The sequence below is a fragment of the Pseudonocardia sp. ICBG1293 genome (assembly GCF_020131355.1).
Taxonomy (GTDB): domain Bacteria; phylum Actinomycetota; class Actinomycetes; order Mycobacteriales; family Pseudonocardiaceae; genus Pseudonocardia.
The window spans coordinates 47,792-69,081 of the sequence record NZ_JAHLEL010000006.1 but is presented as its reverse complement, the minus strand read 5'-3'; the positions used below and the strand labels follow the sequence as shown (position 1 = coordinate 69,081).

Genomic DNA, 21,290 nt, shown 5'->3' with positions numbered 1-21,290 from the left:
GGACTAGCCGGGAAGGGCCTCCGGGGGGAGCCCGGGTGCGCCGTCCGGGGGCGGGGCGGGCTGCGGGGCCGCGACGGCGGCGGGCCGGCCCCGGGCGCGGCGGTCGACCAGCGGGAGCGAGCGCAGCTGGCGTTCCAGGTGCCACTGCAGGTGCGCCGCGACCAGACCGCTGGCCTCGCGCCGGGTCGGTGTCCCCGAGGCGTCGGCGGTGTCCCAGTCGCCGTGCAGCAGCGCCGACAGCAGCGCCACCGTCTCGGTGGCCGGGGTGACCGAGCCGGGCGGGCGGCAGCGCGGACACACCATGCCGCCACCGGCGACGGTGAACGACCGGTGCGGGCCCGGGGTCGCGCAGCGCGCGCACTCCGACAGCGACGGTGCCCATCCCGCGTGGCTCATCGCCCGCAGCAGGAAGGCGTCCAGCACCAGGGCCGGTTCGCGCGCGCCGTCGGCCAGCGCCCGGGTGGCCCCGAGCAGCAGCAGGTACACCCGCAGGCTCGGCTCGCCCTCCTCGGACACCAGCCGGTCCGCGGTCTCCAGGATCGCGCAGCCGCAGGAGTACGCCGACCAGTCCGCGACGATCGCCGGCGCGAACGCGTCGACGGTCTGGGCCTGGGTGACCACGTCGAGCGTGCGCCCGGTGTAGCACTGGACGTCGACGTGGTTGAACGGCTCGAGCCGGGCACCCCACCGTGACCGGGTACGACGGACACCCTTGGCGACCACCCGGATCTTGCCGTGCTGGCGGGTCAGCACGGTGATGATCCGGTCCGCCTCGCCCAGCTTCTGCACCCGGAGCACGATCCCGGTGTCGCGGTAGAGCTGGGCCACGGCCGCCAGTCTAGGTCGTGCTCAGAACCCCAGCTTGCGCAGCTGCTTCGGGTCGCGCTGCCAGTCCTCGGCGATCTTCACGTGCAGGTCCAGGTGCACCCGGGTGCCCAGGAGCTTCTCGATCTGACGACGGGCGTCGCTGCCGACCTGCTTGAGCCGGGCACCCCCCTTGCCGATCACGATGCCCTTCTGGCTGGACCGCTCGACGTAGATGATCGCGTAGATCTCCAGGAGGTCCTTCTTCTCGATCGTCTCCTCGACGACGACGGCGATCGAGTGCGGCAGCTCGTCACGCACGCCCTCCAGCGCCGCCTCCCGCACCAGCTCGGCGACGAGCACGTCGGTCGGCTCGTCGGTCAGGTCGCCGTCCGGGTAGAGCTGCGGGCCCTCCGGCAGCAGCCCGACCAGCAGGTCCGACAGCAGCTGCACCTGGAACCCCGACCGCGCCGAGGTCGGCACGACCTCGGTGAAGTCCATCAGCGCCGCGACCTCGGTCAGCCGCTCGGCCACCTGCTCGGGGCGGGAGGTGTCGGTCTTGGTGACGACCGCGACCACCGGGGTGTGCGCGGCGACCTTGCGCAGCTCCTCGGCGATGAACCGGTCGCCCTTGCCGACCTTCTCGTTCGCGGGCACGCAGAACCCGACGACGTCCACCTCGGACCAGGTCTCGCGCACCAGGTCGTTGAGCCGCGACCCGAGCAGGGTCCGCGGGCGGTGCAGCCCCGGGGTGTCGACCAGGACGATCTGGGCGTCCGGCCGGTGCACGATCCCGCGGATCGCGTGCCGGGTGGTCTGCGGGCGCGAGGAGGTGATCGCGATCTTCTCCCCGACCAGCGCGTTGGTCAGGGTCGACTTGCCGGCGTTCGGCCTGCCGACGAAGCAGGCGAACCCGGACCGGAAGCCCTCCGGCTGCGCGCCGGTCACGCCGCCCCCAGCCGGTCGAGGATCTCGCGGCCGATCGGCAGCGCCGCCGTCGCCGCCGGGGACGGTGCGTTCAGCACGTGCAGGATCGAGCCGGGGCGGCCCGCACCGTCCGGACCGGCCTGGTCGAGGAACAGGAAGTCGTCGACCAGGGTGCCGTCGGCCTTCACTGCCTGGGCCCGCACCCCGGCGCCGGCCGGGTGCAGGTCGGCGGCGGTGACCTCGGGCAGCATCCGCTGGATCTGGCGGACCATCGCCCGCGTCGACAGCGAGCGGCGGACCTCGCCGATGCCGTAGCGCCAGTGCGTGCGCGCCACCTTCAGCGTGCCCGGGTAGGTCAGCGTCCCCAGCAGCTCCGCCGGCTTGACCGTGCGCCAGTCGTAGCCCTCGCGGGCCATCGCGAGCACCGCGTTCGGACCGGCGTGGACGGTGCCGTCGATGCCGCGGGTCGCGTGCACGCCCAGGAACGGGAACGCCGGGTCGGGGACCGGGTAGATCAGGCCGCGGACCAGCGAGGCGGCCCGCTCGGAGAAGCCGGAGTACTCGCCGCGGAACGGCACGATCCGCACCCCCGGGTCGGTGCCGGCCAGCCGGGCGAGCTCGTCGCTGCGCAGGCCGCCGCAGACGACCACGCGCGCGCCGAGCAGGTCACCGCGGGTGGTGCGGACCACGACGTCGGCCGGGCGCCGGGCGAACCCGGTGACGGTGCGGCCGAGGTGGATCTCGCCACCGTTCTTCTCGACCAGCTCGCCGAGCTTCTCCGCGATCAGCCGGTAGTCGGTGATGCCGGTCGAGGGCACCCACAGCGCGGCGAGGCCGCGCACGTCCGGCTCGTAGGTGCGGATGCCGTTCTCGTCGAGGCGGTGGTTCTCCACGCCGTTGGCGTCGCCGCGGCGGGCCAGCTCGTCGAGCCGGGGCAGCTCCTGCGGTTCGGTCGCGACGACGAGCTTGCCGCAGACCTGGTGCGGCAGGTCGTGCTCGCGGCAGAACGCGATGGTCTCCGCGCACCCGGCGACGGCCAGGCGGGCCTTGTAGCCGCCGGGCGCGTAGTACAGCCCGGAGTGCACGACGTTGGAGTTGTTGCCGGTCTGGTGGTTCGCCAGGCGCTGCTCGCGCTCGACGACGGCGACGCTGAGCCCGTTGCGGGTGGCGGCGTACGCGGTGGCCAGGCCGACGATCCCGCCGCCGACCACGACGAGGTCGTAGCGCGGTGTCGCGGGCAGCCCGGTCACCGGGAACACTCCGCGGGGAAGGTCGTGCGGGCAGCCATCAGGTCCTCCTCGCGTCCCGCGTGGCGGGACGGTCACATCCGTCGGTCGCTCCCCGTGGCCGGAGAGGGCCAGGTCAGTTCCGGTCGGCTCCGGCGTGTTCGGTGGGGTCGCCCGCGACGTGGTCGGGCACGTCGGACTCCCGGGCGCCGTCGCGCGCCCCGTCGTGGTCGGTGTCGTCGGGTTCGGCCGGCTCCAGCGGGCTGACCAGCACCGAGGTGATGCGGACGCGGCCGCGGGAGTCCTTGCCGCCCTCGCCCTGCAGCCGCAGCAGGCCGTCCAGCTCGGCGGTCGCGCCGGGCAGCGGCACCTTGCCGAGGCGCTGGGCGAGCAGCCCGCCGACGGTGTCGACGTCGGCGTTCTCCAGTGCCTCGTGCAGCTCGTCCTCGCGCGGGGTGCCGCGGAACCGCCCGGCGAACAGCTCCTCGAGGTCCTCGGCGGGCAGCCGCGCGGAGACCCGGAAGGCACCGTCGGAGGCCTCGGCCACCTCGGGCACCTCCTCGGTGTCGTACTCGTCGGTGATCTCGCCGACGATCTCCTCGAGGATGTCCTCGATCGTCACCACGCCGGCGGTGCCGCCGTACTCGTCGACGACGACGGCCATGTGGTTGCGCGTGCGCTGCATCTCGCGCATCAGGTCGTCGCTGCGCTTGGAGTCCGGCACGAACGCCGCGGGACGCAGGATGTCGGGCAGCGGGACCTCGCGCTCGCCGCGCCGGGCCTCCTCACGGGCCCGCACCAGGTCCTTCAGGTAGGCGATGCCGATGACGTCGTCCACGCCCTCGCCGAGCACCGGGATGCGGGAGTACCCGCTCTTGAGGGCCAGCCGCAGCACCTTCTCCACCGGGGTGTCGCGCTCGGTCCAGATCAGGTCCGGTCGCGGCACCATGATGTCGCGCACCGGGGTCTCCCCCAGCTCGAACACCGAGTGGATCATCTTGCGCTCGCCCTCGTCGACGACGCCGCGGTTGCTCGCCATGTCGACGAGCTCGCGCAGCTCGACCTCGGTGGAGAACGGGCCGTCGCGGAAGCCGGGGCCCGGAGTGATCGCGTTGCCCAGCAGGATCAGCAGCTTCGCCAGCGGCGACAGCACCACCCCGATGGCGCGGATCGGGCCGGCCAGCAGCAGCCCGATCCGGTACGGGTGCTGGCGCCCCAGGGTGCGCGGCCCGACGCCGATCAGGACGTAGCTGGCGAGCACCATGATCACGCCGGTGAGCAGCAGCCCGATCCAGGTGGCGGAGAACAGCGGCGCGAGCGCCACGGCCAGCAGGATGATCGCGACCGTCTCGCAGGTGACCCGCAGCAGCATCAGCAGGTTGACGTGCCGCGGCCGGTCCGCGACGACCGCGGCGAGCGCCTTCGCGCCGGCCCGGCCGGCACGCACGACGGCGTCCACCCGGGCGCGCGAGATCGACATCAGGGCCGAGTCCGCGGCCGCGAACACCCCGGCGAGCAACACCAGCAGGACCGTCGCGACGATCAGCCAGACGGTGGTCACTTCGGCTCCTCGGAGAACGTGGTCGTGGGTGTCCCGGTCACCGGCCGGACTCGTCCTCGAACCCGGCGGCCCCGAGCAGCCGGTCGTCGCTGCGCTTCTGGGCGGCCTGCGCGCGCTCGCGCGCCCGGTCCTCCCGCCAGCGGACCAGCAGCCGGTTCTGCAGCGCGAACATCTCGCGCTCGTCCTCGGGTTCCAGGTGGTCGTAGCCCAGCAGGTGCAGGATGCCGTGCACGGTCAGCAGGTGCAGCTCGTCGGCCAGGGTGTGCCCGGCCTTGCGCGCCTGGTCCCGGGCGAAGGCCGGGCAGAGCACGACGTCGCCGAGCAGGGCCGGGCCCAGGTCCGGCGCGTCGGGGCGCCGGGTGTCCTCGACCAGGGAGTCCATCGGGAACGCCATGACGTCGGTGGGGCCCGGCTCATCCATCCAGCGGACGTGCAGCTCCTCCATCGCGTCCAGCCCGACGGCGGTGATGGCCAGCTCGGCGGACGGGCTCACCTTCATCGCGTCCAGCGCGTACCGGGCGACCGACACGATCTGCGCCTCGTCGACCGTGATCCCGGACTCGTTGACGACCTCGATGCTCACGCCGCCGCTGCCCTGCCCCTGCTCGCCGATACGGATGTAGGGGGCAGCCTAGACGCCCGCACCGAGGGCCCCCGGTGCCACCCGCCCCCGGTCACCGCCGCCGGTCACCGCCGCCGGTCGGGACGACGCGCGGGGCCGTTGCGGGGCGCGCCGTTGCCGACGGCGGCCGCGCGGTGCTCCGACGCCGCGTCGAACCGGGCGTAGGCGTCGACGATGTCGGACACCAGCCGGTGCCGGACCACGTCGGCGCTGTCGAGCCGGGAGAAGTGCACGTCGTCGACGCCGTCGAGGATGTCCTGCACGACGGCCAGGCCGGACCGGGCGTTGCCCGGCAGGTCGACCTGGGTGATGTCACCGGTCACCACGATCCGGGAGCCGAAGCCGAGCCGGGTGAGGAACATCTTCATCTGCTCGGGCGTGGTGTTCTGCGCCTCGTCGAGGATGATGAACGCGTCGTTCAGCGTCCGGCCGCGCATGTAGGCCAGCGGGGCGACCTCGATCGTCCCGGCGGCCATCAGCTTCGGGATGGACTCGGGGTCGATCATGTCGTGCAGCGCGTCGTAGAGCGGGCGCAGGTAGGGGTCGATCTTCTCGAACAAGGTGCCGGGCAGGTACCCCAGCCGCTCCCCCGCCTCGACGGCCGGCCGGGTCAGGATGATCCGGTTGACCTGCTTGGCCTGCAGCGCCTGCACGGCCTTGGCCATCGCCAGGTAGGTCTTGCCGGTACCCGCGGGGCCGATGCCGAACACGATGGTGAAGGTGTCGATGGCGTCGACGTAGCGCTTCTGGTTGAGCGTCTTGGGCCGGATGGTCTTCCCGCGCCGGGACAGGATGTCCAGGCTCAGCACCTCGGCCGGGGACTCGCCCAGGCGCTCGTCGGCGGTGTTCTCCGCCGAGAGCATCTGCACGGTGCGGCGCACGTCGTCCGCACCGACCAGCTGGCCGCGCTCGGCCAGGGTGATCAGCTCGGCGAACACGCGCTCGGCGAACGCGACGTCGGCCGGGGCCCCGGACAGGGTCAGCTCGTTGCCGCGGACGTGGACGTCGGCGGTCAGCTCCTCCTCGGCCGCGCGCAGGCTGTCGTCGCGGGAGCCGAGCAGGGCGAGCAGCGCGGTGTCCGGCACGGTCATCCGCGACCGGACGGTTCCGCCCGGTGCCGCGGTGGACCGCAGGTCGGTCCGGGGGGTGGAGCCGGGTTCGGTGCCGGTCAAGAGTGTGTTCGCCTGCCTCGTACGTCGGGTCGCCGGACTGCGCCGATCGTACCGGTCGGACCCCCGGTGGCACCCGCCGATTCGCCGGCGGGTCAGGCGGGGGTGCTGAGCCGCTCCACGGCCTGCAGCTCCGCGGCCCACCCCGGGTGGGCCGTGTCGATCAGCTGCAGGTGGTCGGCACCCTCGATCCGCACCAGCTCGGAGCGGTCCCCGGCGGCCGTCGCGGCCGCGACGAAGTCCTCGCTCTGCGACAGCGGGACGACCGCGTCGGCGGTGCCGTGCACGCACACCGACGGCACCCCGAGCGGGACGGCCTCCAGCGGGCTGGTCGCCCGGAAGCGGGCCGGGTCGGCGCCCGGGGTCGCCGCGACGAGGTCGGCGACGGCGCCGTCGCCGAGCAGCGTCCCGCCGGCCAGGTCGAGCACCCCGGCCAGCGAGACCACCCCGGCCAGCGAGACCACCCCGGCCGGGCGGACCACGGGCGTCGCGCCCGGGTCGCCGGGGGCGAGCGTCGCCCGCATCGCCAGCCAGGCCGCCAGGTGCCCGCCCGCGGAGTGCCCGAGGGTGACGAGCCGGCGCAGGTCGAGCCGGGTGGAGCGCAGGGTCGCGAGGTGGTCGGTGGCCATCGCGACGTCGTCGAAGGTGGAGGGCCAGCCGCCACCGGCGTCCACCGTGCGGTACTCGATGTTCCAGACCGCGAAGTTCGCCGCGACCAGCGCGTCGACGACCGGGCGCATGATCGTGAGGTCGGTGCCGGCCCGCCAGAACCCGCCGTGCACGACGACCACCGCGCCGCGGGGCAGGTCCCGGGTGGCCGGGAAGGTCAGCTCGCCGAACTGGTCGGGCTGGCCGCCGTAGGCGATCCGTTCGGTCCGCGGGGTGCTCTCGTCGCGCCGCGGCCGCGGCGGTGCCGCGGGTGCGTCGTTGCCGCAGCCGCCGAGCAGCGGGACCGCGGCGAGACCGGCCAGCAGTGCGCGGCGTCCGACACGGGGAGCGTGGTCACTCACACGGCGGATGATGACACCCGCGCCCCGTCCCCGACGACCGGTTCGCCGGATCGTGACCCGCGTACCGGCCCCCGGGCTGCCGTCGTGGTGCCGCGCCGCGCCCCCGGGTGCTGCCGTCGCGCCCCCGGTGAGGGTGCGACGGCCTCGTCCGGGGTGCGGCGGGCGCCGGGGCGGCGGTGGGGCCGGGCGGTGGGGCCGGGCGGTGGGGCCGGGCGGTGGGGCCGGGCGGTGGGGCCGGGCGGTGGGGTGGAGAGCGGTGGGTCAGCGGGTCCAGCGGCCGGTGCGGACGGCGAGGGCGCCGAGGGCCACACAGGCCGCGGTGGAGGCCCGCAGCACCTCCGGCCCCATCCGGACCGGCACCGCGCCGGCCTCGGTGAGCCGGTCGAGCTCGGCGTCGTCGACGCCCCCCTCCGGCCCGACGGCGAGCAGCACCTCCCCCGCCGTGGGCAGCGCGACCGAGGCGAGGTCGTCACCGGCGGACTCGTGCAGCACCAGCGCGGTGTCGGCGTGCGCCACCCGGGCGGCGAGCTGGGCGGTCGTCACCGGGTCGGCGACCTCGGGCTGCCACGGTCGGCGGGCCTGCTTGGCCGCCTCCCGCACGGTCGACCGCCAGCGCTCGAGGGCCTTCGCCCCGCGCGGGCCGTCGTCCCAGCGGGTCACGCAGCGGGCGGCCCGCCACGGCACGAACCCGTCGGCCCCGGCCTCGGTGGCGGTCTCCACGGCGAGCTCACCGCGGTCGCCCTTCACCAGCGCCTGCGCCACGACGACCCGGACCGCGGGGGCGGGCACCCGCGCGACCTCGTGCAGCCGCACGGTCAGCGCGTCCCGCCCGGCGGAGTCGACGACCTCCGCGCGGGCGAGACCGCCCCGGCCGTCGGAGAGCACCAGCGCCTCGCCGGGACGCAGCCGTCGTACGGTCGCGGCGTGCCGCCCCTCCGGGCCGTCGAGCACCGTGTCCGAGCCCGGGCCCGGCAGCGACGCGACGTCGTCGACCAGGAACAGCGGCGCCGTCGTCACGCCGTCAGCATCCGGTCCAGCTGTCGCGCAGCTTGGAGAACAGTCCGTGCCCGTTGCGGGAGCCCCCGATCAGGTCCGGCTGCTCCTCCCCGCGCAGCTCGGCGAGCCGGCGCAGCAGGTCGGTCTGCTCCTTGTCCAGCCGGGTCGGCACCGACACCTCGACGTGCACCAGCAGGTCGCCGTGGCCGTCGATGCGTCCGGTGGAGCGCAGCCGGGGCATGCCCTTGCCGCGCAGGGTCCGGACCGTGCCGTGCTGGGTGCCCGCCTCGACGTCGATCTCGGCGACCGAGCCGTCGAGCAGCGGCAGCGGCAGCGTGGTGCCGAGCGCCGCGGCGGTCATCGGCAGCGGGAGGGTGCAGTGCAGGTCGGCGCCGTCGCGGGTGAACAGCTCGTGCGGCGCCTCCTCCACCTCGACGTAGAGGTCGCCCGCGGGGCCTCCGCCGGAGCCGACCTCGCCCTGGCCGGACAGGCGCACGCGCATGCCCTCGGCGACGCCCGGGGGGATCTTGACCGCGACGGTGCGCCGCGACCGGACCCGGCCGTCACCCGCGCACTGGCGGCAGGGGTCGGGGATGACCTCGCCGAACCCGCGGCAGGTCGGGCAGGGCCGCGCGGTGACGACCTGCCCGAGGAACGAGCGCTGCACGCTCTGGATCTCCCCGGACCCGCCGCAGGTGTCGCAGGCGGTGGGGTGGGTGCCCTCGGCGCAGCCGGAGCCCTGGCACTGGGTGCACAGGACGGCGGTGTCGACGGCGAGGTCGCGCTGCACGCCGGCGGCGCAGTCCTCCAGCGTCAGCTCCATCCGGATCAGCGCGTCCGCGCCGGGCTGGACCCGGCTGCGCGGGCCGCGTCCGCGGCCGCCGCCGGCGGTACCGCCGAAGAACGCGTCCATGATGTCGCTGAACCCGCCGAACCCGGCGAACGGGTCACCACCGCCGCCGCCACCGCCGCGGGCGTCGAGGGGGTCGCCGCCGAGGTCGACGACCCGGCGCTTCTCCGGGTCGGTCAGCACCTCGTAGGCGGCGCTGACCTCGCGGAACCTCTCCTGTGCCGCGGGGTCGGGGTTGACGTCGGGGTGCAGTTCACGGGCGAGCTTGCGGTACGCCCGCTTGATCTCCGAGGCGTCGGCGCCGCGCTCGACGCCCAGGATCCCGTAGTAGTCGCGTGCCACCTGGCTCTTTTCCTCTGGAACGTACGGACATCAACGTTGGAAGTACCTACCGACCGGTCAGGATCTCACCCACGTACCGGGCGACCGCACGCACCGCCGAGATCGTGCCCGGGTAGTCCATCCGGGTCGGTCCGACGACGCCCATCCCGCCCAGCGGGGTACCCGATCCGTACCCCACCGTGACCACGGAGGCGGTGCGCAGGTCCTCGGCCTCGTTCTCCTCACCGATCCGGACCGTGACCAGCCCGGAGTCCTGCGAGGCCGCGAGCAGCCGCATCACCACGACCTGCTCCTCCAGCGCCTCCAGGACCTGGCGCAGGGAGCCGGGGAAGTCGGCGTGGCTGCGGGTCAGGTTCGCCGTGCCGCCCAGCATCATCCGCTCCTCGGGGTGCTCCACGAGGGTCTCGATGAGCACCGTCGCGAGGTGCAGCAGCGGGGTGCGCAGGTCCTCCGGCGCGGTGTCCGGCAGCTCGGCGACGGCCGCCGAGGCCTCGGCGAGCTTGCGGCCGCTCAGGGCGTTGCCCAGCATCTCCCGCAGCCGGGCGACGTCGGACTCGGCGAGCACGTCGCCCAGGTCGACGACGCGCTGGTCGACCCGGCCGGAGTCGGTGATCAGCACCAGCATCAGCCGGGCCGGGGTCAGCTGCACCACCTCGAGGTGGCGGACCGTGGAGCGGGTGAGCGTCGGGTACTGCACGACGGCGACCTGGCGGGTCAGCTGCGCGAGCAGCCGCACCGAGCGGCGCAGCACGTCGTCGAGGTCGACGGCACCGTCGAGGAAGGTCTGCACGGCCCGCTTCTCGGCCGACGACAGCGGTTTGACCTGGGCGATCCGGTCCACGAACTGGCGGTAGCCCTTGTCGGTGGGGATCCGGCCCGCGCTGGTGTGCGGCTGGGCGATCAGCCCGTCCTCCTCGAGGACGGCCATGTCGTTGCGCACCGTCGCGCTCGACACCCCGAGATTGTGCCGGTCGACGATGGCCTTGGACCCCACGGGCTCCTGCGTCGACACGTAGTCGGCCACGATGGCCCGCAGCACGGCGAACCGCCGCTCGTCGGCGTTCATCTCCTCGCACCTCCCCCGGTGTGCCCCGTCCATCCTAGGCGCCGTCGTGGCCGCGCGGCCGGGGCACGCGGCGTGGCACGGTGGGTGGGGTGATCTCCGCACGCCGCTTCGGTCGGCGCTCCCTGCTCGTCGGCGCCGGTGCCGTCGCCCTGGTCGCGACGGGGACGGCCGACCGCTGGCGGTCCGTCGGCGAGGTCGCCGGGGGTGCGGACCCGGTCGCGCTGCGGGACCGGATCCTGGCCGGTGTCGTCGCCCACTCCGGCCTGGCGAGTGCCACCGGCCGTCTCGGATTGCCCACCGTCGCACCGATCGGCTCCGCGGCCCGGCTGCTGTCGACGACCACCCGCATCCGGGTCCAGGTCGCCGACGCGGGCCGCTGGCGGGTCGACGAGCTCACCCCGGTCGGGGAGGTCGACACCTACCGCGACGGTGGGGTCGAGCGGGTCTGGGACTACGGCGCGAACCGGCTCACCACGGTCTCCCCGCTCGCGCCGGTCCGGTTCCCGCGGGCCTCGGACCTGGCCCCGGCCGACCTGGCCCGCCGGCTGCTCGGGGCGACCCCGGACGACCCGGTCACGGCCCTGCCGCCGCGCCGGGTGGCCGGGCTCGCCGCGGCCGGGCTGCGGGTGACCCCGGCCGACCCGGACAGCCTGGCCGGGCGGATCGACGTGTGGTCGGTACCGGCCGGTGACGGCGCACTCCCGGTCGCGGTGGAGATCGCCGCCCGCGACGGCGCGGACCCGCTCCTGCGGACGGCGTTCGAGGCGGTGCGGACCGGCCCGCCACCGGCGGCCGCCCTGGTCCCGGCGCCGCCGCCGTCGGCGGAACGGGTGCGGGCCCGGCCCGACGACCTGACCGGCGCGCTGCGCGGGGTCGGCGCCGACCCGCCACCGGACCGGCTCGCCGGCCGCGACCGGGTGGAGCTGCCGGTGTCCGGGGACGTCGCGGCCGCCGAGCTGCTGCCCGGGGTCGGGGTCTACGGCACCGGGGTCGGCCGGTTCGTGCTGGTCCCGGCCGGGCCGGAGGTCGTCGACGGGATCGTGCGCGGCTCGGCCGCCGCGGGCGGGGTGGACGTGCCGGGCCTGCCCGGGGGCTCGGCCGCCCGGGTCGCGACGCCGCTGCTGAGCCTGGTGGTGGCCCGGCGCGCGCAGCGCGGCGTGCTGCTGGCCGGGACGGTGCGGCCCGCGGTGCTGGAGTCCGCCGCCGTCGAGCTGATGGGGACCGGCCGGTGAGCGGCCCGGTGGTCGCGACGCACGCGCTGACCAAGCGGTTCGGGCGGGTGAGCGCCGTCGACGGCGTCGATCTGGAGGTGCCGGCCGGTTCCCGGTTCGGCCTGCTGGGGCCGAACGGCTCGGGCAAGACGACGCTGGTGCGGATGCTGCTGGGGCTGGTGCACGCCACCTCGGGGTCGATCGAGGTGCTGGGGTCACCGATGCCGCGGGCCGCCCGGTCGGTGCTGCCGCGGGTGGGTGCGCTGGTCGAGTCGCCCGCCGCGTGGCCCGGCCTGTCGGGGCCGGCGAACCTGACCCTGCTCGACGCGGCCGGCTCGGTGGGCGGGCCGCTGCACCGGCCCGGCGACCGGCGACGACGTGTGCGGGAGGCGCTGGAGCAGGTCGGCCTGGGCGGGGTCGACCGGCGTCCGGTGCGGGCGTACTCGCTGGGAATGCGCCAGCGCCTGGGCATCGCCTCGGCGTTGCTGCGCGGCCCGGAGCTGCTGCTGCTCGACGAGCCGACCAACGGTCTGGACCCGCGCGGCATCGGCGAGATGCGCGCGCTGCTGACCGCGCTGAACGACCGGGGCACGACCGTGGTGCTGTCCAGCCACCTGCTCGCCGAGGTGGAGACGCTGTGCACCCGGGTCGGGGTGATGGACGCCGGGCACCTGGTGCTCGTCCAGGACCTCGACGCCCTGCGCGCGCCGACCGGCCGGGTCGTCGTCCGCACGCCCGCCCCGGCGGCCGCGGCCCGGGTGCTCGGCCGGGCCCTGGAGTCCACCGACGGTGACCGGCTCGTGGTGCGCGCCGCCGACCCCGCCGACCTCAACGCGCACCTGGTGCGGGCCGGGGTGCCGGTGACCTCGCTGGAACCCGAGCGCCGCACCCTGGAGCAGGTGGTGCTGGAACGCACCGGCGACGGTTCGGACCGGGTCGCGACGGCCGGCGGGAGGGCGGCGCGGTGATCCTCGTCGAGCTGGTGCTGCTGCTGCTGCGCCGCACCCGGGTGTGGCTGTGCTGGGTGCTGCTGTGCGCGCTGCCGGCGCTGGTCGCGGTGGTCGTGTCGGCCACCGGCATCCTCCCGCCGCCGGGGCAGGGTCCCGCGTTCCTGTCCGCGGTCGCGACCAACGGGCAGATCTTCCCGGCCTTCGCGCTGGCGCTGGTGCTGCCGATCCTGCTGCCGATCACGGTGGCGGTGGTCGCCGGGGACACCGTCGCCGGGGAGGCCGCCGCGGGGACGCTGCGCTACCTGCTGATCCGGCCCGTCGGGCGGCTCCGGCTGCTGCTGGCGAAGCTGGGGTCGGTGGCGTTCTTCGTGGTCACCGCGGTGACCCTGGTGGTGCTGACGTCCTACGCGGTGGGGATCGCGGTGTTCGGCACGGGCACCACCACCGCCACCGGCGGTCTCACCCTGCCCCCGGTCGACGCCGGCGCGGGCTCGGTGGCGTCGCTGTCCGGGACGGTGATCGAGCCGGTGGACCTGGCGACCCGGACCGCGCTGACCGTGGCCTACCTGGCGCTGTGCATGCTGACCCTCGGCGCGCTCGGGATCTTCTTCTCCACCCTGACTGACTCCCCGCTGGCGGCGGCGCTGGCGGTCCTCGCGGTCGTGGTGACCAGCGCGTCGCTGCAGGCCCTCGACGCCTCGGCCGCGTTCGTCGAGTTCCTCCCGACCGCGCACTGGCTGGCCTGGATCGACCTCTACCGCGACCCGGTCCTCTACGACGCCGCCCGCACCGGGGCGTGGGTGCAGGCCGGCTGGGTCGCCGTCGCGGTCGGGGCGGCATGGGCGAACCTGGCGACCAAGGACATCGCGAGCTGAGCGGGCGCCGCGCCGGCCCGTCTCAGCCCGCGGCGCGCAGGGTGCCGCAGGCGGCCGGGGCCTGGTCGATGGGTGCGGTGGACAGGGCGCGGACGACCAGGCCGATCACCGCGTCGTCGGCGGGCAGGTCGCCGTGGCCCACGGCCGATCCCGGGCACAGCTGCTGCAGCTCCACGTTGACCGCCCCGTCGAGCCGGGCCGAGGTGGGTGGCGTGACCACCCGGTCCCGGTCGGTCCACACCGACAGCCACGGCACGGCCGACCCCACCCCCGCGAGCTCGCCCAGCAGCGCCGACCCCGGGGCGAGCTGGCGGCAGGCCTGCGGGCACGCCTCCGGGGCGACGGCCGCGGCCGAGCCGGCCACCGTCGTCCCGGCCAGGGGCGAGCCGATCGACACGATCCGCCGGGCCCGGGCCGGGCCGTCGTCGCGGACCGCCCACAGGCCGGCGACCACACCGCCCGCGGAGTAGCCGACGACGTCGACCGACGGCGCCCCGGCCCCGGTGGCGACGGTGACCGCCCGGTCCAGCACGTCCACCTGACGGTCGAGGTCGCCGGTGCCGTCGCCGTCGAGGGTCAGGACGCGCGCGTCGCGGCCCTGGGCGCGCAGCGCCCCGGCGAGGACCTCCAGGCCGGTGCGGTCGCCGCCGTAGCCGGGGACGAGCAGGACCGGACCGGGCCGGTCCTGGGCGACGGGCGGGCCGACCCCGGGGACGTCCCGGGCAGCGCCGTGACCACCGCGACGGCCACCCCCACCGCGACCAGCAGCGCGACGACGACCAGCAGCGCCCGGCGGCGCGGGCTCACCGGGCCCCCGCCGGGCCGGTGGTCGCGGCGGCGGGGTCGTCGTCGGCGATCAGCAGGTCGGTGACGACCCGGTCGGCCAGCAGCCGTCCCCGGTCGGTGAGCACCGCGCGGCCCGCGTCGTGGGCCGCCGGGTCCAGCAGCCCCTCGGCGACGGCGCGGGCGGCGGCCGCGCGTCCGCCGTCGTGCAGCAGGGTCAGGGCCATGCCCTCGGCGAGGCGCAGCCGCAGCATCACCCGCTCGGTGTGCCGCTCGTCGGGGCCGAGGTCCTCGCGTCTGCCCTCGGGGCTGTCCCCGGCGGCGAGCGCCCCGGCCCAGCGCGCCGGGTGCTTGACGTTCCACCAGCGCGTCCCGGCCAGGTGCGAGTGGGCGCCCGGGCCGATCCCCCACCAGTCGCCGTCGCGCCAGTAGCCCAGGTTGTGCCGGCACTCGGCACCCGGCAGCGACCAGTTCGACACCTCGTACCAGGACAGCCCGGCCGCGCGCAGCCGTGCGTCGAGCAGCTCGTAGCGGGTGGCGGCGACGTCGTCGTCGGGGGCGGGCAGTTCACCGCGGCGGACCCGGCGGGCCAGCGCGGTGCCGTCCTCGACGATCAGCGCGTACGCCGAGACGTGGTCCACCCCCGCGTCGAGGACGGCGTCGGCGGAGGCGCGCAGGTCGTCATCGGTCTCGCCGGGGGTGGCGTAGATCAGGTCCAGGTTGACGTGGCCGAACCCGGCGGCACGGGCCTCCCGGGCGGCGGCGACGGCGCGCCCCGGGGTGTGGGTGCGGTCGAGGACGGCGAGCACGTGCGGGGCGGCGGACTGCATGCCCAGCGAGATGCGGGTGAACCCGCCGGCCCGGAGCCGGTCGAAGAACTCCGGCGACACCGACTCGGGGTTCGACTCCGTGCTCACCTCGGCGTCGTGGGCGAGCGGGAAGTGCTCGCGGACGGTGTCCAGCATCGCGACGAGCCGGTCCGCGCCGATCAGCGACGGCGTACCGCCCCCCACGAACACCGTCTCCACGGTGCGGTCCCCCACGGTCCGGGCGGCCAGCGCGATCTCGGCGCGGGCGGCGGCCAGCCAGCCGTCCGGCGACGCGGCGTCGCCCGCCAGTTCGGAGGCGGTGTAGGTGTTGAAGTCGCAGTAGCCGCAGCGGGTCGCGCAGAACGGCACGTGGACGTAGAGCCCGAAGGCCGGCGGCACGGGGGTCACGTCAGGCCAGTCTGCCACCACCCCGGCGGGCGGGTCGGCACCGCCGACGACGCCCGCCTCCGCGACACTCGGCGGACCGGGCCCCGGGGCGGGAACGTCCGTACCTATCGGGGCACCCCTCCCAGGATGCGAACGTCACTTTGTGGCAGGTCCGGACACCGTGGCACCCTGTATCCGTGCCCGCACTCCGTCTCCGCCTCGTGGCGCGCCGCCACGTGGACCTGAACCGGACCCGTAGCGCGCTCTGTCGCCGTCGCTGACCCGACGGCCCCCCACCGAACCGCCCGGGCCGCTCCGCGCCCTGTCCCGGGCCGGGGTGTGCCCGATCCGCCCGACATCGGAGCACCCACCACATGGCGCCCTCGAAGACCGCACCCCGCCGCCCCAAGGGCCAGGGGCAGTGGAAGCTCGGCCACCGTGAGCCGCTGAACCCCAACGAGCGGAGCAAGCGCGACGACAACCCGCTCAACGTCCGCGCACGGATCGAGAACGTCTACTCCCGGCGCGGCTTCGACTCGATCGACCCCGCCGACCTGCGCGGCCGCTTCCGCTGGATGGGCCTCTACACCCAGCGCAGGCCCGGGATCGACGGCGGCCGCACCGCGGCGCTGGAGCCCGAGGAGCTCGACGACGAGTACTTCATGATGCGGGTCCGCCTGGACGGCGGCTCGGTCTCGGTCGAGCAGCTGCGTGCGCTCGGCGAGGTCTCGCAGCGCTACGGCCGCGACACCGCCGACGTCACCGACCGGGAGAACATCCAGTACCACTGGATCCGCGTCGAGGACGTCCCGGCGATCTGGAAGCTGATCGAGCCGCTGGGCATGCAGACCACCGAGGCCTGCGGCGACTGCCCGCGCGTCGTGCTCGGCTCACCGGTCGCCGGCGTCTCCGCCGACGAGGTCGTCGACCCCACCCCGGCGATCGACGAGATCGTCGAGCGCTTCATCGGCGACCGCGAGCTGTCGAACCTGCCCCGCAAGTTCAAGTCCGCGATCTCCTGGCAGCAGGACGTCGCGCACGAGATCAACGACATCTCGTTCGTCGGCGTCGAGCACCCCGAGCACGGGCCCGGGTTCGACCTCTGGGTGGGCGGCGGCCTGTCCACCAACCCCCGGATCGCCGAACGCCTGGGCGCGTGGGTCCCGCTCGCCGAGGTCCCCGACGTGTGGCACGGCGTCGTGCAGGTCTTCCGCGACTACGGCTACCGCCGCCTGCGCCACCGCGCCCGCATCAAGTTCCTCATCGCCGACTGGGGCCCGGAGAAGTTCCGCCAGATCCTGGAGGACGAGTACCTGGGCCGGAAGCTGGTCGACGGCCCCGCCCCGGCGATCCCCGAGCGCCCGATCGACCACGTCGGCGTCCACAAGCAGAAGGACGGCCGCAACTACGTCGGCGTCGCCCCGCCCTCGGGCCGCGTCTCGGGCACCATCCTGACCGCCGTCGCCGACGCCGCCGAGCGGGCCGGGTCGGACCGCATCCGGTTCACGCCGTACCAGAAGATCGTCGTGCTGGACGTGGCCGACGACCGGCTCGACGGGCTGATCGAGGACCTGAACAGGCTCGGCCTGCCGGCCCGGCCGTCGACCTGGCGTCGCTCCACGATGGCCTGCACCGGCATCGAGTTCTGCAAGCTCGCGATCGTCGAGACCAAGGAGCGCGCGATCCGGCTGGTCGAGGACCTGGAGAAGCACCTCGCCGACGTCGTGCCCGACGTGCCGATCTCGCTGCACCTCAACGGCTGCCCGAACGCGTGCGCGCGCACCCAGGTCGCCGACATCGGGCTGAAGGGCCAGATCGTCACCGACGCCGACGGCAACCAGGTCGAGGGCTTCCAGGTCCACCTGGGCGGCGGGCTCGGGCTCGACTCCGGGTTCGGCCGCAAGCTGCGCGGGCTCAAGGTCACCAGCGCCGAGCTGGGGGCCTACGTCGAGCGCGTGGTGCGGCGCTTCGCCGACCAGCGCGACGGCGACGAGCGTTTCGCCCAGTGGGTCCTGCGGGCCGACGAAGCGGACCTGAAATGAGCGAGCGCGCCGCGACGTTCTACTGCCCGTACTGCGGCGAGGAGGACCTGCGTCCGGCCGAGCGGTCGGACAAGGTCCCCGGAGCCGCCTGGTGGTGCGCCGGCTGCCTGCGCACCTTCGTCGTGACCTTCGTGGGGATCGGCGTCCCCGAGACCTCGGGAGCGGAATCATGAGTGTTGCCCTGGAGACCGACCTGCGGACCACCGCCGAGCGCGGCGCCGCCGACCTCGGTCCCGACGCGACGGCCGAGCAGGTGCTCGCCTGGGCCGCGCAGACCTTCGGCGACAAGCTGATCGTCGCCTCCAACATGCAGGACGCCGTCCTGGTCGACCTGGCCCAGCGGGCCCGGCCGGACATCGACGTGCTGTTCCTGGAGACCGGTTACCACTTCGCGGAGACCATCGGCACCCGCGACGCGGTCGACGCCGTGTACCCGCAGCTGCGCATCGTGAACGCGCAGGCGGACCAGTCGGTCGCCGAGCAGGACGCCGAGTTCGGCAAGGACCTGTTCGCCCGCGAGCCGGACCGCTGCTGCGCGCTGCGCAAGGTCGTGCCGCTGGAGCGGACCCTGTCCGGCTACGACGCCTGGGTCACCGGCGTCCGCCGGGTCGAGGCCCCGACCCGGGCGAACACCCCGCTGGTCACCTACGACGAGAAGTTCGGCCTGGTGAAGATCAACCCGATCGCCGCCTGGTCCGACGAGGACATGGACGCCTACATCGCCGAGCACGGGATCCTGGTGAACCCGCTGGTCGACGCCGGCTACCCGAGCATCGGCTGCGCCCCCTGCACGGCGAAGCCCCAGCCCGGCGAGGACCCCCGTTCCGGCCGCTGGGCCGGCCGCGCCAAGACCGAGTGCGGGCTGCACGCATGACGACCCTGGAGGAGACCGCCGTGACCGCCGCCGTCACGACCCCGGCCCTGGACGCGCTCGACGCCCTGGAGTCCGAGACGATCCACGTGTTCCGCGAGGTCGCCGGTGAGTTCGACCGCCCGGTGATCCTGTTCTCCGGCGGCAAGGACTCCACGCTGCTGGTGCACCTGGCCATCAAGGCGTTCGCGCCGGCCAGGGTGCCGTTCGGCCTGCTGCACGTCGACACCGGACACAACTACCCGGAGGTCATCGAGTTCCGGAACCGGGTCGCCGCGCAGCACGGGCTGCGGCTGGAGGTCGCCCGCGTCGAGGACTACCTCGCCGACGGCCGGCTCGTCGAGCGCGCCGACGGCACCCGCAACCCGCTGCAGACCCAGCCGCTGCTCGACGCGATCGCCGAGCACCGCTTCGACGCCGTGTTCGGCGGCGGCCGGCGCGACGAGGAGCGCGCCAGGGCCAAGGAGCGGATCATGAGCCTGCGCGACGCGTTCGGCCGCTGGGACCCGCGCAAGCAGCGCCCCGAGCTCTGGAACCTCTACAACGGACGGCACGCCCCCGGCGAGCACGTCCGGGTGTTCCCCATCTCCAACTGGACCGAGCTCGACGTCTGGCGCTACATCCGGCGCGAGGGCATCGAGCTGCCGTCGATCTACTACGCCCACGAGCGCGAGGTCTTCCAGCGCGACGGCATGTGGCTCGCCGAGGGGCCCTGGGGCGGGGTACGCGACGGCGAGCGGCTGGAGCGGCGGTCCATCCGCTACCGCACGGTGGGCGACGGCTCCTGCACCGGCGCCGTCGAGTCCACCGCCACCACCCTCGACGAGGTCATCGCCGAGGTCACCGCGTCCCGCCTGACCGAGCGCGGCGCGACCCGGGCCGACGACCGGCTGTCCGAGGCCGCGATGGAGGACCGGAAGAAGGAGGGCTACTTCTGATGGTCGACACCGCTGCCCCGCGCGACCTGCTGCGCTTCGCCACCGCCGGCTCCGTTGACGACGGCAAGTCCACCCTGGTCGGGCGCCTGCTCTACGACACCAAGTCGGTGCTCGCCGACCAGATCGAGGCCGTCGAGCGCGCGTCGGTCGACAAGGGGATGTCCACCCCGGACCTGTCGCTGCTCGTGGACGGCCTGCGCGCCGAGCGCGAACAGGGCATCACGATCGACGTCGCCTACCGGTACTTCGGCACGCCCACCCGGGAGTTCGTGCTCGCCGACACCCCGGGCCACGTGCAGTACACCCGCAACACCGTCACCGGCGCCTCCACCGCCGAGCTCGCGGTGCTGCTGGTCGACGCCCGCAACGGCGTGGTGTCCCAGACCCGCCGGCACGCCGCCGTGCTGTCGCTGCTGCGCGTTCCGCGCCTGGTCCTGGCGATCAACAAGATCGACCTCATCGAGTACGACGAGGCCAAGATCGCCGACATCGGGCGCGAGTTCACCGAGCTCACCCGCTCGCTGGGCTTCGACGACGCCGCCGTGCAGGTGATCCCGGTGTCCGCGCTGGTCGGGGACAACGTGGCGTCCCGCAGCGGGCACACCCCCTGGTACACCGGACCGACGCTGCTGGAGCACCTGGAGTCGGTCCCGGTCGAGGGCCCGGACACCACGGCCCCGTTCCGGATGCCGGTCCAGTACGTGATCCGGCCGCGCAACGGTGCCGAGTCCCGCTCCGCCGACGCGTCGCTCGGGGACCTGCACGACTACCGCGGCTACGCCGGCCAGGTCGCCTCGGGGACCGTCCGGCCCGGCGACGAGGTCGTCGTCCTGCCGGAGGGGCACCGCACCACCGTGTCCGAGGTCCGGACCGCCGACGGTCCGCTGGCCGCCGCCGGGGCCGGGCTCAGCGTCACCGTGCTGCTGGCCGACGACATCGACGCCCCCCGTGGCGCGCTGATCGCCGCCGCGTCCGACGCCCCGGAGGTCACCTCCGAGATCGACGCGACGCTGTGCTGGCTGGCCGAGAAGCCGCTGCTCCCGGGCGCGCGGCTGCTGCTCAAGCACGGGACCCGCACCACCCAGGTGATCGTGGGGGCGCTGGGGTCGCGGCTGGACACCGAGACGGTGTCCTACGCCGCCGCCCCGGAGAAGCTGGAGATCAACGACATCGGACGGGTGTCGCTGCGCGTCGCCGACGCGCTCCCGGTCGACCCCTATGCCCGCGTGCGCACCACCGGCGGGTTCCTGCTGATCGACCCGCCGACGGGCAACACGCTCGCCGCCGGGCTGGTGGGCGACCCGCTCGCGGCGGTGCCGGCCGCCGGCTGACGGTGACCGCGCCCGACGGCCCCGCATCCGCTCCGGGTGCGGGGCCGCGTCGTCCCCGGCCCCGCGACGCGGACCGCGAGGGACGGGGGCGTGTCGGGCGAGGGGGCGGTGTCGGCGGTGTCGGCACCGCCCCGCTCCCGACCATCACCGGGTGGGCACGGCCGGGGCCGATGTCCGGACCGACCCCGGTGTGTCGGGTCACAACCGCGGCCCGAGGCCGCGGCTCGTTCGCGCATCCGTCCGGAAACCGGCAGTTCACAGCGGTTGTCCGGACACCTTGGTCGTGCTCCCGGCCTGCGGACGTCGGCTTGTCGGCACCCCGCTCCCGTTCCACCATGGAGTGGTGACCACGACCGCGACGCCCGCCGACCGGGTGCTGTCGCCCGGCCGCTCGCAGGCGGACCCGGCGGTGTCCTGGCACCTCGTCGCGCACCTCGAGCGGTTCTGGCCGTCGCGCCGGCTCGACGCGTTCGACGAGTTCTGTCGCGCTCGCTGACCCGGCCCACGGCGCCGAGCGCCA

The 21,290-nt window shown here is 74.9% G+C and carries 22 protein-coding genes; 9 read left to right on the top strand and 13 right to left on the bottom strand.

From position 1 onward, the window contains the following. Positions 1-3: 3 nt before the first annotated feature. The 10 genes from recO to hrcA form a co-directional block, all read right to left on the bottom strand. Positions 4-828: a DNA repair protein RecO gene (recO, locus tag KPF47_RS00890; RefSeq protein WP_224386301.1), complete on the bottom strand. Its 825-nt coding sequence runs from the start codon at positions 826-828 to the stop codon at positions 4-6. 21 nt (positions 829-849) lie between these two features. Then, on the bottom strand, positions 850-1,752 hold the full coding sequence (era, locus tag KPF47_RS00885) for a GTPase Era (RefSeq protein ID WP_224386300.1): 903 nt from the start codon (positions 1,750-1,752) through the stop codon (positions 850-852). Beyond that, positions 1,749-2,981, bottom strand: a complete 1,233-nt coding sequence (lhgO, locus tag KPF47_RS00880) for an L-2-hydroxyglutarate oxidase (RefSeq protein ID WP_224386299.1) — start codon at positions 2,979-2,981, stop codon at positions 1,749-1,751. Before lhgO ends, era begins: the two co-directional genes overlap by 4 nt. A 112-nt stretch (positions 2,982-3,093) precedes the next feature. Further along, positions 3,094-4,518: a hemolysin family protein gene (locus KPF47_RS00875; RefSeq protein WP_224386298.1), complete on the bottom strand. Its 1,425-nt coding sequence runs from the start codon at positions 4,516-4,518 to the stop codon at positions 3,094-3,096. Positions 4,519-4,555: 37 nt separating this feature from the next. Then, positions 4,556-5,101: an rRNA maturation RNase YbeY gene (ybeY, locus tag KPF47_RS00870; protein ID WP_224386297.1), complete on the bottom strand. Its 546-nt coding sequence runs from the start codon at positions 5,099-5,101 to the stop codon at positions 4,556-4,558. 104 nt (positions 5,102-5,205) lie between these two features. After that, positions 5,206-6,312, bottom strand: a complete 1,107-nt coding sequence (locus KPF47_RS00865; protein WP_374108771.1) for a PhoH family protein — start codon at positions 6,310-6,312, stop codon at positions 5,206-5,208. 92 nt (positions 6,313-6,404) lie between these two features. Beyond that, a complete protein-coding gene (locus KPF47_RS00860; protein ID WP_224386296.1) occupies positions 6,405-7,319 on the bottom strand; it encodes a S9 family peptidase in 915 nt (304 codons plus the stop codon). 261 nt (positions 7,320-7,580) lie between these two features. Then, entirely contained in the window at positions 7,581-8,336 is a 756-nt protein-coding gene (locus KPF47_RS00855; protein ID WP_224386295.1) for a 16S rRNA (uracil(1498)-N(3))-methyltransferase, read from the bottom strand. 4 nt (positions 8,337-8,340) lie between these two features. Continuing rightward, positions 8,341-9,507, bottom strand: coding sequence for a molecular chaperone DnaJ (gene dnaJ / locus KPF47_RS00850; RefSeq protein ID WP_224386294.1), 1,167 nt, complete (start codon positions 9,505-9,507; stop codon positions 8,341-8,343). 46 nt (positions 9,508-9,553) lie between these two features. Next, a complete protein-coding gene (gene hrcA / locus KPF47_RS00845; RefSeq protein WP_224386293.1) occupies positions 9,554-10,573 on the bottom strand; it encodes a heat-inducible transcriptional repressor HrcA in 1,020 nt (339 codons plus the stop codon). 89 nt (positions 10,574-10,662) lie between these two features. Here hrcA and KPF47_RS00840 point away from each other — a divergent pair, with 89 nt between their 5' ends. The 3 genes from KPF47_RS00840 to KPF47_RS00830 are packed head-to-tail and all read left to right on the top strand — an operon-like array spanning position 10,663 to position 13,609. Further along, on the top strand, positions 10,663-11,805 hold the full coding sequence (locus KPF47_RS00840) for a hypothetical protein (protein ID WP_224386292.1): 1,143 nt from the start codon (positions 10,663-10,665) through the stop codon (positions 11,803-11,805). After that, positions 11,802-12,752 (top strand): ABC transporter ATP-binding protein, encoded by a 951-nt coding sequence (locus KPF47_RS00835; protein WP_224386291.1) that lies wholly within the window; start codon positions 11,802-11,804, stop codon positions 12,750-12,752. Before KPF47_RS00840 ends, KPF47_RS00835 begins: the two co-directional genes overlap by 4 nt. Then, positions 12,749-13,609, top strand: coding sequence for an ABC transporter permease (locus tag KPF47_RS00830; RefSeq protein WP_224386290.1), 861 nt, complete (start codon positions 12,749-12,751; stop codon positions 13,607-13,609). The genes KPF47_RS00835 and KPF47_RS00830 overlap by 4 nt, the downstream gene beginning before the upstream one ends. Before the next feature lie 22 nt (positions 13,610-13,631). Here the strand turns inward: KPF47_RS00830 and KPF47_RS00825 are convergent, their stop codons facing one another. Genes KPF47_RS00825 through hemW form a run of 3 tightly spaced genes read right to left on the bottom strand, consistent with a single transcriptional unit; the run spans position 13,632 to position 15,609 of the window. After that, on the bottom strand, positions 13,632-14,147 hold the full coding sequence (locus tag KPF47_RS00825; RefSeq protein ID WP_224386289.1) for a hypothetical protein: 516 nt from the start codon (positions 14,145-14,147) through the stop codon (positions 13,632-13,634). A gap of 38 nt (positions 14,148-14,185) precedes the next feature. After that, entirely contained in the window at positions 14,186-14,416 is a 231-nt protein-coding gene (locus KPF47_RS00820) for a hypothetical protein (protein WP_224386288.1), read from the bottom strand. After that, the gene (hemW, locus tag KPF47_RS00815) at positions 14,413-15,609 is read right to left on the bottom strand and encodes a radical SAM family heme chaperone HemW (protein WP_224386287.1); all 1,197 of its coding nucleotides are present in this window, start codon (positions 15,607-15,609) and stop codon (positions 14,413-14,415) included. The genes KPF47_RS00820 and hemW overlap by 4 nt, the downstream gene beginning before the upstream one ends. Positions 15,610-15,962: 353 nt before the next feature. Here hemW and KPF47_RS00810 point away from each other — a divergent pair, with 353 nt between their 5' ends. The 6 genes from KPF47_RS00810 to KPF47_RS00785 all read left to right on the top strand — a co-directional run bounded on the left by KPF47_RS00810 (position 15,963) and on the right by KPF47_RS00785 (position 21,266). After that, positions 15,963-17,630, top strand: coding sequence for a nitrite/sulfite reductase (locus tag KPF47_RS00810; protein WP_224386286.1), 1,668 nt, complete (start codon positions 15,963-15,965; stop codon positions 17,628-17,630). After that, a complete protein-coding gene (locus KPF47_RS00805; RefSeq protein WP_020624363.1) occupies positions 17,627-17,803 on the top strand; it encodes a hypothetical protein in 177 nt (58 codons plus the stop codon). Before KPF47_RS00810 ends, KPF47_RS00805 begins: the two co-directional genes overlap by 4 nt. Next, on the top strand, positions 17,800-18,504 hold the full coding sequence (locus KPF47_RS00800; RefSeq protein ID WP_224386285.1) for a phosphoadenylyl-sulfate reductase: 705 nt from the start codon (positions 17,800-17,802) through the stop codon (positions 18,502-18,504). The genes KPF47_RS00805 and KPF47_RS00800 overlap by 4 nt, the downstream gene beginning before the upstream one ends. Next, the gene (cysD, locus tag KPF47_RS00795; protein WP_224386284.1) at positions 18,501-19,439 is read left to right on the top strand and encodes a sulfate adenylyltransferase subunit CysD; all 939 of its coding nucleotides are present in this window, start codon (positions 18,501-18,503) and stop codon (positions 19,437-19,439) included. The genes KPF47_RS00800 and cysD overlap by 4 nt, the downstream gene beginning before the upstream one ends. After that, entirely contained in the window at positions 19,439-20,770 is a 1,332-nt protein-coding gene (locus KPF47_RS00790; protein WP_224386283.1) for a sulfate adenylyltransferase subunit 1, read from the top strand. The genes cysD and KPF47_RS00790 overlap by 1 nt, the downstream gene beginning before the upstream one ends. Positions 20,771-21,113: 343 nt before the next feature. Further along, positions 21,114-21,266, top strand: a complete 153-nt coding sequence (locus KPF47_RS00785) for a hypothetical protein (RefSeq protein WP_020624367.1) — start codon at positions 21,114-21,116, stop codon at positions 21,264-21,266. The last annotated feature ends 24 nt before the right edge of the window (positions 21,267-21,290 follow it).